The sequence below is a fragment of the Arthrobacter sp. StoSoilB20 genome (genome assembly GCF_019977295.1).
Taxonomy (GTDB): Bacteria; Actinomycetota; Actinomycetes; order Actinomycetales; family Micrococcaceae; genus Arthrobacter; species Arthrobacter nicotinovorans_A.
Map to the genome: position 1 here is coordinate 3,388,103 of NZ_AP024651.1, position 12,960 is coordinate 3,401,062.

The 12,960-nt window shown below is 61.1% G+C and carries 18 protein-coding genes; all 18 read right to left on the reverse strand.

Annotated features, from left to right (window positions below):
* Positions 1–11: 11 nt before the first annotated feature.
* Positions 12–923 carry an NAD-dependent epimerase/dehydratase family protein gene (locus LDN85_RS15380; protein ID WP_026539822.1) on the reverse strand — a complete coding sequence of 304 codons (912 nt, stop codon included), beginning with the start codon at positions 921–923 and terminating at the stop codon, positions 12–14.
* Positions 920–2,662: a class I adenylate-forming enzyme family protein gene (locus tag LDN85_RS15385; protein WP_026539821.1), complete on the reverse strand. Its 1,743-nt coding sequence runs from the start codon at positions 2,660–2,662 to the stop codon at positions 920–922. The genes LDN85_RS15380 and LDN85_RS15385 overlap by 4 nt, the downstream gene beginning before the upstream one ends.
* The gene (locus tag LDN85_RS15390) at positions 2,655–3,833 is read right to left on the reverse strand and encodes a cytochrome P450 (protein ID WP_035760462.1); all 1,179 of its coding nucleotides are present in this window, start codon (positions 3,831–3,833) and stop codon (positions 2,655–2,657) included. The genes LDN85_RS15385 and LDN85_RS15390 overlap by 8 nt, the downstream gene beginning before the upstream one ends.
* Positions 3,834–3,835: 2 nt before the next feature.
* Positions 3,836–4,648 carry a glycosyltransferase family A protein gene (locus LDN85_RS15395; protein ID WP_223943470.1) on the reverse strand — a complete coding sequence of 271 codons (813 nt, stop codon included), beginning with the start codon at positions 4,646–4,648 and terminating at the stop codon, positions 3,836–3,838.
* Positions 4,645–5,517: a 3-oxoacyl-[acyl-carrier-protein] synthase III C-terminal domain-containing protein gene (locus LDN85_RS15400; protein ID WP_238324843.1), complete on the reverse strand. Its 873-nt coding sequence runs from the start codon at positions 5,515–5,517 to the stop codon at positions 4,645–4,647. Before LDN85_RS15400 ends, LDN85_RS15395 begins: the two co-directional genes overlap by 4 nt.
* Before the next feature lie 280 nt (positions 5,518–5,797).
* Positions 5,798–6,367 (reverse strand): adenylate kinase, encoded by a 570-nt coding sequence (locus LDN85_RS15405; protein WP_172324492.1) that lies wholly within the window; start codon positions 6,365–6,367, stop codon positions 5,798–5,800.
* 5 nt (positions 6,368–6,372) lie between these two features.
* Complete coding sequence (secY, locus tag LDN85_RS15410) at positions 6,373–7,683, reverse strand: preprotein translocase subunit SecY (protein WP_026539816.1); 1,311 nt, start codon at positions 7,681–7,683, stop codon at positions 6,373–6,375.
* A 187-nt stretch (positions 7,684–7,870) separates the two neighbouring features.
* A complete protein-coding gene (rplO, locus tag LDN85_RS15415; RefSeq protein WP_035760461.1) occupies positions 7,871–8,353 on the reverse strand; it encodes a 50S ribosomal protein L15 in 483 nt (160 codons plus the stop codon).
* Positions 8,353–8,559: a 50S ribosomal protein L30 gene (rpmD, locus tag LDN85_RS15420; RefSeq protein WP_026539814.1), complete on the reverse strand. Its 207-nt coding sequence runs from the start codon at positions 8,557–8,559 to the stop codon at positions 8,353–8,355. The genes rplO and rpmD overlap by 1 nt, the downstream gene beginning before the upstream one ends.
* A gap of 2 nt (positions 8,560–8,561) precedes the next feature.
* Positions 8,562–9,233, reverse strand: coding sequence for a 30S ribosomal protein S5 (gene rpsE, locus LDN85_RS15425; RefSeq protein WP_026539813.1), 672 nt, complete (start codon positions 9,231–9,233; stop codon positions 8,562–8,564).
* A 29-nt stretch (positions 9,234–9,262) separates the two neighbouring features.
* Entirely contained in the window at positions 9,263–9,646 is a 384-nt protein-coding gene (gene rplR / locus LDN85_RS15430; protein WP_011775582.1) for a 50S ribosomal protein L18, read from the reverse strand.
* Between the two features lie 3 nt (positions 9,647–9,649).
* Positions 9,650–10,186 carry a 50S ribosomal protein L6 gene (rplF, locus tag LDN85_RS15435; protein WP_026539812.1) on the reverse strand — a complete coding sequence of 179 codons (537 nt, stop codon included), beginning with the start codon at positions 10,184–10,186 and terminating at the stop codon, positions 9,650–9,652.
* A gap of 18 nt (positions 10,187–10,204) precedes the next feature.
* Positions 10,205–10,603: a 30S ribosomal protein S8 gene (gene rpsH / locus LDN85_RS15440; protein ID WP_011775584.1), complete on the reverse strand. Its 399-nt coding sequence runs from the start codon at positions 10,601–10,603 to the stop codon at positions 10,205–10,207.
* Between the two features lie 78 nt (positions 10,604–10,681).
* Positions 10,682–11,260 carry a 50S ribosomal protein L5 gene (gene rplE / locus LDN85_RS15445; RefSeq protein ID WP_026546299.1) on the reverse strand — a complete coding sequence of 193 codons (579 nt, stop codon included), beginning with the start codon at positions 11,258–11,260 and terminating at the stop codon, positions 10,682–10,684.
* Entirely contained in the window at positions 11,260–11,619 is a 360-nt protein-coding gene (gene rplX / locus LDN85_RS15450; protein ID WP_026539810.1) for a 50S ribosomal protein L24, read from the reverse strand. The genes rplE and rplX overlap by 1 nt, the downstream gene beginning before the upstream one ends.
* A gap of 3 nt (positions 11,620–11,622) precedes the next feature.
* Entirely contained in the window at positions 11,623–11,991 is a 369-nt protein-coding gene (gene rplN / locus LDN85_RS15455; protein WP_003803789.1) for a 50S ribosomal protein L14, read from the reverse strand.
* Positions 11,992–12,344: 353 nt separating this feature from the next.
* On the reverse strand, positions 12,345–12,641 hold the full coding sequence (gene rpsQ / locus LDN85_RS15460) for a 30S ribosomal protein S17 (RefSeq protein WP_011775587.1): 297 nt from the start codon (positions 12,639–12,641) through the stop codon (positions 12,345–12,347).
* On the reverse strand, positions 12,638–12,958 hold the full coding sequence (gene rpmC, locus LDN85_RS21970; protein ID WP_014922387.1) for a 50S ribosomal protein L29: 321 nt from the start codon (positions 12,956–12,958) through the stop codon (positions 12,638–12,640). The genes rpsQ and rpmC overlap by 4 nt, the downstream gene beginning before the upstream one ends.
* Positions 12,959–12,960 lie beyond the last annotated feature (2 nt).

Consider the following 12,960-nt stretch of genomic DNA (forward strand, 5'->3'; position numbering starts at 1 on the left):
GATGGAGCCAATCATGCTCCGTGCTTGAACCATTTTCCCGCATCGGCCACTGTGGTCGAAATTGGCTCGACTCCCAGCTCCTGCCGGAGTCGATTCAAGGAGTAGGTCCGCTCACGCCCGAGTTGGCTGACCGCGTACCGGGTGAGCCGCGGATTCCGGCCGCCCAGCCGGGCAATCGCCTCCGAAACTCCGGCAATGGCCATGGCCGCAGGTTCCGGGAGATACCTGATATTCACTCCCTCCAGTCCAGAGGCGTCGAGGACCTGCCGCAGCACTGCGCCCAGTTCAACCGGCTCAGCATCGGCCACGTTCACTGCACCCCGGACTTCGGATCGACAGGAGGCCAGGACGGCTTCAGTCAGATTCTCCACGTGGGTCAGTTGGTGCTTGACCCTGGCATGTCCGACGCTGAGCAAAGTACTGCGCCTGATGTTGGCGATCAGACGCGGCAACAGCGTCCGGTCACCTGGCCCGTAGACACCGTGGGGGCGCAGTGCCACGGCATTGCCGTGACGACGGGCTTCGACGTCGGCGAGCGCCTTGCTGCGTCCGTAAGCGTTCAGGTGGTGCGTCGCTACTTCGTCCTCAGCCCTGTTGATGCATGCTTCCCACCATGGGTAGACGCTGGAGCTTGAGATGTGGACCAGGCGGGTTCCTGCGAAAGCCTCTGCAACGGCCCGCGTACCCAGGACGTTGGACCGGTGGAAGACCGGAGGAGCACCCCAATCGGCAACATGTGCTGCGGCATGCACCACCGCGTCAACACGGGGAAGCCGGGCGGGCGGAAGACCCGTAAGGTCCCAGTAGTCCAGTCCGGCCGTGCGCTGCCTGGCGAAGCGAACCACTTCCCACCCCCGCGCCTCCGCTGCGCCGGCTACGGCTCCTCCGATGAATCCTGTGGCACCGGTGACCGCGATCCTCATAGTGCCGCCTTTGGCTGGGAGCGTGTTGCGAACTCCTGCCGCAATGCTGCACGGTCGGGTTTCCTGTGCCGGCCGCCCGACGGGATGGAATCCAAAACTTCAATATGGTCCGGGAGGGCGGATTCATCGATAAGCCTTGGCAGTTCACGGGCAAGTCTCGACACCAGCGTGCCCGGATTTTCGCCGGTTGATCCCACCACGGCCAACCACACTGCCTCATCTCCGACCTCATCGGCGACGCCCACCATCACTGCCTGCCGGACCCCAGGGACGCCGGCGATGACGGGCTCATAAAGCGCCGGGTAGATGTTGGTCTTCCCCCGGATGATCATGTCCTTCTTCCGTCCGATCATCACCAACCTCGGCGCGCTGCCGTTGTCATTGCCGCTGCCGTGGTCAAGCCGGACCAGGTCCCCGGTGGCGTGCTCCACCATCGGCTCCTCACCCAGATAGCCGTGGCACACGTTGGGACCTCGAACAAACAGTTCATGGTCTTCAGCCACCCGGATTCCGACGGCGGGAAGCGGCTCCCCGAGGAAGTCACCTTCACCGCTTCCGTCGGGGGCCGTTATTTCCGCGTTTGTTCCTGAGGCGAAGGCCAGTTTCTCGTGTCCGTCGGCTATGGAGATGGGGAGCGCTTCGGTCATGCCGTAGATCAATTTGAAGTCGATGCCGGGGAGCAAGTGAACGGCGCGTTTGAGGAATGGTGCCAGAACCGGCGCCGCCCCAAGCATGACCGTCCTGAGGGAAGCAGGCAGCCTGACCGTACCGGCCTCGATCGAATCCAGGATGGGCGCCAACTGTGACGGCACCAGGAAAAGGTGGGTGGCGCCGTCGTACGCTGTCTTTTTGCCAGCCACAGGCCCAAGCTCGGCGGCAAGCCGAAGAGGGTCGATGTGGGCGGAAAACCCGTACGCCGGCATGGTCCAGTGCGCACCCGCGATGAGGGCCGGCAGCCCCATCATGAGCTGCTCGGAGTGGACCCTGTCACCTTCATTGAAGGTGCAGCGCGTGGTGAGTTGTTCAAACCCCGCGGCGAGCGATCCCCGGGTGTGGACCACTCCTTTGGGAGCGCCGGTGGTCCCCGAGGTGAAGATAATCACTGCCTCCTGGGCCGATGCGCCCTGCCCGTGGCTGGAAACGCCGGCGTCCCATACTTCCTCTACCCCGTTCCTTGTTGCCAGGTTCCTGACAGGGGTTGCGCCCCTGGGTACACCCGGCAGCCACGGACCTGAGTAATAGTGGCGCACGTCCATGGCACCGTAATCCGGAAGGAGGAGACCCCTGCTCCGGGCCACCGGATGCAGCGGGCTTTTAGTGCTCAGTGCATACAGTAATGACTCAGCCGCTGCCCAGCGCGGCGATGCGAGGCCGGCACGGTCCCGGAAGAGCGCGGGACCTATCCCCGGGTCGATAAACACCACCGAGCCACCCGCACGCACGGCACCCAAGGCGAGGGTGAACGCTGCGGGGCTGGGCCGCACGGAGAACAGCATGCGCTCCCCTGGGCCGAACCCGTCTTCCCTCAGACTGCGTGCCGTAGCCTCGATCCCGTCCACGAGTTCGCGGTAAGTGATGGTGTGTCCGGGCTTCACGCGATCGGCGCCCCACCTGACCCTGATGCGGCGGACTTTACCCGGGGCTGTGATTGCAGGGTGTTCCGGGAACCGTTCCGCTGCCGAAAACACGGCAGCGATCAAGTCGGCAGCGGGTGCCGGTTCAACAGTCGCCTCAGGCATTCGCCAACTCCAAACTCTTGTATCCCGGAATGAGAACGCCCCTGCTGATACGTCGGTTGGAGATGGTCCAAGGGTGCTGAAGGTACCGGTTCAGCAGCACGTCCAGAGCGGCATTGATCTCGGCCATGGCCAAGGGCATGCCAATACAGAAGTGTGCACCGGCACCGAACCACAACTGGCGCGCTTCCGGGGGCACGGCCGCGTCGGGATCGAAACCACGCAGGCTTTTGGCTGCGTGGATGGTGGACAAGAGAATGCGGTCTCCCGCGCGAACCTTGGTTTGCCCGATGAATCCCGGCGCTACCGCATCCCTGAGCATCATCGGCGAAGGCACCGTGAAGCGCAGCGCCTCATTGACTGCGGCAGGAAGCAGCGCTCGGTCCCGGGCCAGTTCCTCAACCCGACCGCTGTCGTTGAGGAGGGCCACCATCCGCGGAAGAAAGGAGACCAAAGTTTCGGTGCCCACCATGACAAAAGCACTGATGATGCCCATGGCCTCGTCCTCGGACATTCCCAGTTCCCGGAGCCTTCCGGGAAACGTCCCTGGATCACTCTCCCGGTATGCCGTTCTGGCCGGTCCGGCCAGGACTCCGACGGCGGAACGGCCCTTGGCGATCTGCCGCACCGTCAGGGTAGGGCGGCCCAGGCGGACAAGGGAGGAGATCGAAGAGCCAAGATTGAAAAGCTCCTTGTTGGGAAGCCTGCCAGGAGCGTCGTCCGGCACCCCCAGCATACGGGAGATCACTCCCCCGGCGAGATCCTTGACGCAGTCCACCACATCAACTGAACGCCCCGCGTCCAGTGCCTTGCAGAAGTGTGAGTCGAAGGCTGACGCTGCGGGTTCCACTATCCCGGCTACCGATCGCGGTGTGAACAGATCACTCAGGCGCTGCCGCAATCTCTTGTGCTCTTCGCCATCCATGTTCACCAAGGCCTTGGGGCCAACAACAGGAGTCCAGAGGGCACCCGAGCCGGAGGGTCCGTTCTTGATAAACCTCTGTTGGTCCATAAGAACCTCACGGACCAAAGCCGCTTCGCTGACCAACACCCCCACACCCGGAAGCCTCACCACCGGCTTCAGGCTCCCCAAGCCCCGGATCGTCGGATAAAGCAGCGGATGGGCGCCCCGGTGAATGCGCCGTTCCCATTGCCCGGCAGTGGATCGGTCCACCGTCAACGGATATCCACATGTTCGGGCCGGTACCGGTGGTCTGCGTACCATGCCAAGGTGTTCTTCAAGCCCCAGGCCTTGACACGGCGCGACGAGCCGAAAACGACAACATCGCGTCGCAGGGCGTAGTTCCGTGTCAGCTTCCTTACCTGGTTGGACAAGGCCCTGTCCTCATGGAGGTCCTCGATACTGGACCGGGGGAATCCGCCGCTGCGGTGATACATGTCCGAAGTGATGGCCATGTTGCAGCCCGGGAGCATCTGGTAGGGCCCCAAGTAGCCCTCGCCCTTGTTCCCGGGACGGATGCGACCAAAGAACGAAGCGACCTCCACCGCAAGCAACATCATTCGACGTTCGCCTGCGCTGATCCCCTCATCAAGCCTCGGATTCAATTGGCCGGCGATCAGTTCCAGCCCGTCCTCGAACGCAGCCATGATCCTTGAAGTCCAGTCAGGGGCGGCGAGGCAATCGGAATCGGTGCGGGCCAACCATATGGCGCCGTGCTCCACACCGAACCGCATGCCGGTGTCCGCTGCCGCGCCGGTACCCTTCTGCTCCTCAACCAGGAGGCGGATATCCATCTCTGGATGATCCGAGGCGAACTTTGCCACGATGCTGCAGCTGCTGTCAGTGGAACCGTTGTCCACAACCACCACAGTGAAGTCCTTGAACTCCTGTGCCGCCAGGGACACCAGGGTCTGACGTACCAATTTTTCCTCGTTCAGCATCGGAACAGCGATGCACAGCGGCCTGGTGGGATCCGTGCCCGCCGACGCCATGTTCACCGTTCCTGGCTGCGGGTTCACGGCCGTCACAGCCGCACCACAGCCATGCCCAGGCTCACGCCGCCGGCCAGGCCCACCAAGGCCACGAGATCTCCCGGTCCACACCGCCCACTGTCCATTGCCAGTTTCAGTTGCAGGGGAAGGCTGACCGAGGCAAGGTTGCCGAAGTCCTCCACGGAAGGGACCAGCAATTCCATGGGGACACCCGCGCGCTTGGCAAAGATATCGCGGTACGGAGCACTGACCTGGTGGACGCACACCACGGCGAAATCCGTCCATGACAACCCAAGCCGGTCAAGGGTTTCGTCGAGGAGCCCGGACCCCAGATCGAGGAATGCGTCCTTCAGCTTCTCGCCATCCATGCTGAAATAGCTGGCCTCCGGGTCGCGGGGAAAAGCCGATCCGCCTGCCGAGAGCGTTCCCACGGACCAGTGGCTGCTTCGGGCAGTGAATGCCATGGACAGGATTCCGGCCGCTCCTTCGGGTCCTTGTGGCTCCGGGTCTGCCGCCTCCAGCAACACTGCGGCACCGCCGTCGCTCATGGTGTAACCCGGAAAGCCGGACGCAAAAGTCTCGAAGTCCGGAACTGTCCATCGGACCGCCCTCGACGGGGATTCGCCAGTGGCCACCACAACTCGGCGGTAGCGTCCGGTGGCGATCAGGGAGTCCGCTACCTCCACACCGTTGAGGAAACTGTTGCAGGCGTTCTTCACGTCCATTACGGGGCAGGCGAGCCCCAGCTTTGCCGCAACCATGTGCCCTGTAGCCGGCTCCACCATGTCCTGGCTGGCTGAAGCGAAAATCAGGAGGTCCACGTCCGGAGCCTGAAGTCCGCACCCGGCCATAACCTTGGCAGCAGCGTTTGCCGCGAGGTCGGAGGCTTGTTCGGTATCAGCCATGACGCTCCGGAATCGGATGCCCGTAACGCGTCCTATCAGCCCCTTCGGGACCCGAAACCCTGGACTGCACTCACCAATACGGCGCTCGACAGTGGCCGTGTCCAACCGTCCGGACGGCAGGTAAACCTCGAGCCCCGAAATCCGGCTGTGCCTGGATAAAGCAGTGTGCATGCGGTCCCCCAATAGTCAGCCGCGAAACGAAAAGGGTGTGCCCCGCACCAATGGTACGGGACACACCCTTAGCTCCAGAGCCGGGTAATCCGGCTATGTGGAAAACAAGCTAGACGGCCTTGGCCGACTCGATCGCCGTGAGGACACGATCGGTAACTTCATCGATACCGCCAATGCCATCAACCTGCGTGAGGATGCCACGCTCGGCGTACTTGGCCACAACGGCTTCGGTCTGCTCGTGGTACAGATCGAGGCGGTGACGGATCACGGTCTCGTTGTCGTCCGAGCGGCCCGTTTCCTTGGCACGGCCAAGGAGACGGGTAACCAGTTCTTCGTCGTCGGCGGTCAGCTGGAGCACGACGTCGAGCTCCTGCTGTCCTTCGGCGAGGATCTGGTCCAGGTAATCAACCTGGGCAGTGGTGCGCGGGTAGCCGTCCAGGAGGAAGCCGTTCTCCACATCGCTCTGGCTCAGGCGGTCGCGAACCATGTCGTTCGTAACACTGTCCGGAACGAAGTCGCCTGCGTCCATGTACTTCTTGGCTTCGATGCCCAAGGGGGTTTCGCCCTTGACGTTGGCACGGAAGATGTCGCCGGTGGAGATGGCGACTACGCCGAGGCGCTCGGAAATCCGCTCAGCCTGTGTACCCTTGCCCGAACCGGGAGGTCCAATGATCAGCATTCTCGTCATCGCAAAAGCCCTTCGTAGTGACGTTGTTGTAGCTGCGCATCAATCTGCTTGACGGTTTCCAGGCCGACACCCACCATGATCAGGATTGACGTGCCACCGAACGGGAAGTTCTGGTTGGCATTGATCAGGACGAGTGCAACCAGCGGAATCAACGCCACGAAGCCCAGGTAGAGGGCTCCCGGCAAGGTGATCCTGGAAAGCACGTACTGCAGGTAGTCCGCGGTCGGTTTACCCGCCCGGATGCCCGGAATGAACCCGCCGTACTTCTTCATGTTGTCCGACACTTCTTCAGGGTTGAAGGTGATGGCCACGTAGAAGTAGGTGAAGAACACGATCATGGCAAAGTAAAGCGCCATGTAGATGGGGTGGTCGCCACGGGTGAGGTTGTTGTTGATCCACTCAACCCATGGAGCCATCTGCTCCCCTGCTGCCGGCTGGTTGAACTGCGCAATCAGTCCGGGCAGGTAAAGCATGGAGGAAGCGAAGATGACGGGCACGACGCCGGCCATGTTCACCTTGATGGGAATGTAGGTGCTGGTTCCACCCACCGTGCGGCGGCCAATCATGCGCTTGGCATACTGGACCGGAACCCGGCGCTGGGACTGTTCCACGAACACAACCAATGCCACAGTCAGCAAACCAACCGCCAGGACGGTAAAGAATGTGCCCGGGCCCTTGGTCTCCCAAATGGATCCGAGAGAGCCGGGGAAGCTGGCCGCGATGGAAGTGAAGATGAGCAGCGACATACCGTTGCCCACGCCCTTTTCCGTGACGAGCTCGCCCATCCACATGATGAGGCCGGTACCGGCCGTCAACGTGATGATGATCAGGATGGTCGCGATGATGCTCTCATCAGGAATGATGGGCAGGTTGCAGCCCGGGAGCAGTTGACCCGAGCGGGCCAGCGACACCAGCGTGGTGGCGTTCAGCAGGCCCAAGGCGATGGTGAGGTAACGGGTGTACTGGGTCAACTTTGACTGTCCCGATGAACCCTCTTCGTAGAGCTGCTGGAACCGGGGAATGACCACCCGAAGCAACTGAACGATGATGCTCGCCGTGATGTAGGGCATGATGCCCAAGGCAAAGACTGAGACCTGCAGCAACGCGCCGCCGCTGAACAAGTTCACCAGCTGGTAGATGCCCTGCGAGGTTTCACCGTTGTTCAAGCATTGCTGGACATTCTGGTAGTTCACACCAGGCGAGGGGATGAAAGCTCCCAAGCGGAAGATTGTGATGATTCCCAGCGTGAACAACAACTTGCGTCGCAAATCAGGCGTCCGAAACGCCCGGCCGAATGCGCTTAGCAAGCGTCCTCCTGAGTAGAAAGTACAAGGATGTGATGGGGCTCAATGAAACCCAACAACCGAGTCTAACTGCTTGTGACGCCGTCGTAATAATCGAGAGTCCACAACCACGAAAAAAATCCCGGTACACAGGGCCGAAGCCCCGCGTACCGGGATCCTTTTTTGCTACGGGCATCAGCCCCGCTGACTCTTAGAGAGCAGTGGTGCTTCCGCCTGCTGCGGCAATCTTTTCCGAGGCGCTGGCGGAGAATGCGTGGGCCGTAACATCAACCTTGACGGTGATGTCGCCGGTGCCAAGCACCTTCACGGGCTGGTTCTTGCGAACGGCACCCTTCTCAACCAGGGACTCAACGGTGACAGCGCCACCTTCCGGGAACAGCTCGTTGAGCTTCTCCAGGTTTACAACCTGGAACTCAACCCGGAACGGGTTCTTGAAGCCGCGCAGCTTCGGCAGGCGCATGTGCAGCGGCAGCTGGCCGCCGGCAAAGCCAGCCTTTACCTGGTAGCGGGCCTTCGTACCCTTGGTACCGCGACCAGCGGTCTTACCCTTGGAGCCTTCACCACGACCAACACGGGTCTTGGCGGTCTTGGCACCCGGGGCGGGACGCAGGTGGTGGACCTTCAGAGCGTTCTGCTTCTCAGCAGTCTCTGCGGCGGTCTTGTTCTCTGCCATTACTTCGCCTCCTCTACATTCACGAGGTGCGGAACCGTGTTCAGCATTCCAACGGTCACGGCATCAGCGGTGCGGACAACAGTGTGTCCGATGCGCTTGAGTCCGAGGGACCGAAGGGTGGCGATCTGGTTCTGCTTGGCGCCAATGACGCCCTTGATCTGGGTGATCTCCAACTGGGCGTCGGAGGGAGTCAGGTTCTTAGCCATGACTAAACACCTGCCTTCTGGTTCTGGAGCGCGCGCACCAGAGCAGCAGGAGCAACCTCGTCCAGCGGCAGGCCACGGCGGGCAGCCACGGAAGCGGGCTCTTCGAGCTGCTTCAGAGCGGCAACGGTCGCGTGAACGATGTTGATCGCGTTGGAAGAACCGAGCGACTTGGAGAGGATGTCGTGGATACCCACGCACTCCAATACCGCGCGGACCGGACCACCGGCGATAACACCGGTACCGGCGGAAGCCGGACGCAGCAGGACTACGCCTGCAGCAGCCTCACCCTGCACACGGTGCGGGATGGTGTTGCCAACGCGGGGAACGCGGAAGAAGGACTTCTTGGCCTCTTCAACGCCCTTGGCGATAGCAGCGGGAACTTCCTTGGCCTTGCCGTAGCCCACGCCGACCATTCCGTTGCCGTCACCGACGACGACGAGAGCGGTGAAGCTGAAGCGACGACCACCCTTGACGACCTTGGCAACGCGGTTGATGGTGACAACGCGCTCTACGAACTGGCTCTTCTCAGCCTCACGACCGCCGTCGCGGCCACCACGGCCACCACGGTCGCCGCGGCCCTGGCCACGGTCGCCGCGCTCGCCACGACGTCCGCCTCGGCGGTCATCGGCAGCGGGTGCGGTCTCAGTTGCTTCAGCAGCTACAGCTTCAGTCACCTGAATGTCCTTTTCGTTATTTTCAACGGTCACAGTGCCAGCCCACCTTCGCGAGCACCGTCAGCGACGGCGGCGATGCGGCCGTGGTACTTGTTACCGCCACGGTCGAAGACAACAGCCTCGACGCCTGCAGCCTTGGCGCGCTCTGCAACGAGCTCGCCGACGCGCTTGGCCTTGGCAGTCTTGTCTCCGTCGAATGCGCGAAGGTCAGCTTCCAGGGTGGAAGCGTAAGCCACGGTTACACCCTTGCTGTCATCGACAACCTGGACGAATACGTGACGTGCCGAACGGTTGACGACCAAACGAGGACGTACAGCCGTACCGGTGATGCGCTTGCGGATACGAAGCTGGCGACGGCTGCGTGCAGCAGACTTGCTCTTGTTCGAACGCTTCTTGTTAATTGCGATGGCCATGGTTTACTTACCAGCCTTTCCGACCTTGCGGCGGATGACTTCGCCGGCGTAACGGACACCCTTGCCCTTGTAGGGGTCAGGCTTGCGCAGCTTGCGAATGTTGGCAGCAACCTCGCCGACCTGCTGCTTGTTGATACCCGAAACAGAGAGCTTGGTCGGACCCTCTACTACGAAGGTGATGCCTTCGGGTGCAGAGACGTTAACCGGGTGGCTGTAGCCCAGAGCGAACTCCAGGTCAGAACCCTTGGCCTGAACGCGGTAACCAGTACCAACGATTTCAAGCTTCTTCTCGTAGCCCTCGGTAACGCCCTGGATCATGTTGGCGATCAGGGTGCGGGTCAGGCCGTGCAGCGAACGCGAGTTGCGCTCGTCGTTCGGGCGGGTGACCGTCAGGGTGTTCTCTTCCTGGGTAACCTCGATCGGGCTGGCCACAGTGTGGCTCAGCTCGCCTTTGGCACCTTTGACGCTGATGACGGAGCCATCGAGCTTGACCTCAACTCCGGCAGGAACGGTGATGGGGAGACGTCCAATACGTGACATTATTCTCTTCCTTTCCCGTTACCAGACGTACGCGAGGACTTCGCCGCCCACGCCCTTCTTGCCGGCCTGCTTGTCAGTCAGGAGGCCGGAAGAGGTGGACAGGATTGCGATACCCAGGCCACCCAGCACGTGCGGCAGGTTGGTGGACTTCGCGTAAACGCGGAGACCCGGCTTGGAGATGCGGCGGACGCCAGCGATGGAACGCTCGCGGTTCGGACCGAACTTCAGGTCGATGGTCAGCTTCTTGCCAACCTCGGCGTCTTCTTCCTTCCAGCCGGCAATGTAGCCTTCTGCCTTCAGGATGTCGGCAACGCGTGCCTTCAGTTTGCTGTACGGCATGGACACGGTGTCGTGGTATGCCGAGTTTGCATTGCGCAGACGCGTGAGCATGTCTGCGACAGGATCTGTCATAGTCATTTGGGCTATAGCCCTTCCTCGTACCGGTTTCCGCTGCGCCGGCTCTCAAGAGCCTGCGAAGACGGACCTGTCACGTAGTTAGTTTTCGGTCTTGAACGGGAAACCAAGCGCCTTGAGCAGCGCGCGGCCTTCGTCATCGGTCTTGGCGGTGGTGACGACCGTGATGTCCATACCGCGAACGCGGTCGATGGAGTCCTGGTCGATCTCGTGGAACATAACCTGCTCGGTCAGACCGAAGGTGTAGTTGCCGTTGCCATCGAACTGCTTGCCGTTGAGGCCGCGGAAGTCACGGATACGCGGCAGAGCCAGCGAAACCAGACGGTCCACGAATTCCCACATGCGGTCCCCACGCAGAGTTGCGTGTGCACCGATCGGCATGCCTTCGCGCAGCTTGAACTGTGCGATCGACTTGCGGGCCTTGGTTACCTGCGGCTTCTGGCCGGTGATCAGGGTGAGGTCGCGGACAGCGCCGTCGATCAGCTTGGAGTCCTTGGCGGCATCTCCAACACCCATGTTCACTACAACCTTGACCAGGCGGGGAACCTGGTTGACGTTCGCGTAGCTGAATTCCTCCTGCAGGGACTTCTTGATGGTCTCTGCATACTTGGTCTTCAGACGCGGAACGATCTTCACTGGAGTCTCGAGAGTCTCAGTCATTAGATGTCCTTCCCGGTGGCCTTGGACACGCGGATACGGACGGTCTTGGTAGCGCCGTCCCTCTCAACGGTGTCGAGACGGAAACCAACACGGGTCGGCTTCTTGGTCGACGGGTCAACCAGAGCAACGTTGGAAACGTGGATCGGGGCTTCAACAACCTCGATGCCACCGGTCTTGGTGCCGCGCTGCGACTGACCGACCTTGGTGTGCTTGGTGACGCGGTTGATTCCCTCTACCAGCACGCGGTTGGTGTCCGGGAATACGCGCAGAACCTTGCCCTGCTTGCCGCGGTCTCCGCCGCGTTCCTGCTTGGCACCGGTGATGACCTGAACGAGGTCACCCTTCTTGATCTTAGCCATGGACTAAAGCACCTCCGGGGCCAGCGAAACGATCTTCATGAACTTCTTGTCGCGAAGTTCACGACCAACCGGGCCGAAGATACGGGTACCGCGGGGGTCACCGTCGTTCTTCAGGATCACAGCTGCGTTTTCGTCAAACTTGATGTAGGAACCATCCGCACGGCGGCGTTCCTTCTTGGTACGAACGATGACAGCCTTGACGACGTCACCCTTCTTTACGTTTCCGCCAGGGATAGCGTCCTTGACGGTAGCGACGATCACGTCGCCAATGCCTGCGTAGCGACGACCGGATCCACCGAGAACGCGAATGGTAAGGATTTCCTTAGCACCCGTGTTGTCGGCGACCTTGAGTCGCGACTCCTGCTGAATCAATTTTTACTCCTTGCGTCGCGCCGGTTCTCAGACCGAAATCATGCATACGGAATGAGCCTTGCGGAACGGTTGATCGGGGTGTCTCTTGACCTGCCTGGATTTTGCCAGTACAGGCCTAAACGCCCGTGCCACAAGCATCAGCTTCCCTTGCAGAAAACTCTGCGCGGGGCAGTATGCAGCGGCACGATTGTTTACGAGGTAGTTGATGACGCACAAGTGGCGCCATACAAACTCAATATCCTAGCACGTTTTCAGCCCGAAGCCGAAACGTCCGGACAAGCGGAAAGGCCCGCATTCCCAAAGGAACACGGACCTTTCCAGTGAATCACTGCCAGGCAAGCCTGACGTTGGATTTACTTGGCCTTTTCGAGGATCTCCACCAGACGCCACCGCTTGGTAGCGGAGAGCGGGCGGGTCTCAGAGATGAGAACGAGGTCGCCGATGCCGGCGGTGTTCTCTTCGTCGTGAGCCTTGATCTTCGAGGTGCGGCGAATAACCTTGCCGTACAGAGCGTGCTTCACGCGGTCTTCAACCTGAACAACGATGGTCTTTTCCATCTTGTCAGAGACAACGTAGCCGCGACGCGTCTTACGGTAACCGCGCTGTTCAGCGCTGGCTGCTGCTTCCGTCACAGTTTCCTTCTCGCTCACTTGGCGTCCTCTCCAGCTTCAACCTCGGCCTTTTCAGCCTTGGCAGCCTTCTTGGACTTCTTTTCTTCCTTGGCTTCCACAACCGGTGCGGCAACCTCGGCACGAATGCCCAGCTCGCGCTCACGCAGAACGGTGTAGATGCGTGCGATGTCCTTCTTTACCGCGCGCAGGCGACCGTGGTTCTCCAGCTGTCCGGTGGCGGACTGGAAACGCAGGTTGAACAGCTCTTCCTTGGACTTGCGGAGTTCTTCAACGAGACGCTCGTTGTCGAAACCGTCCAGCTGTGCGGGTGCGAGATCCTTCGACCCTACTGCCATTT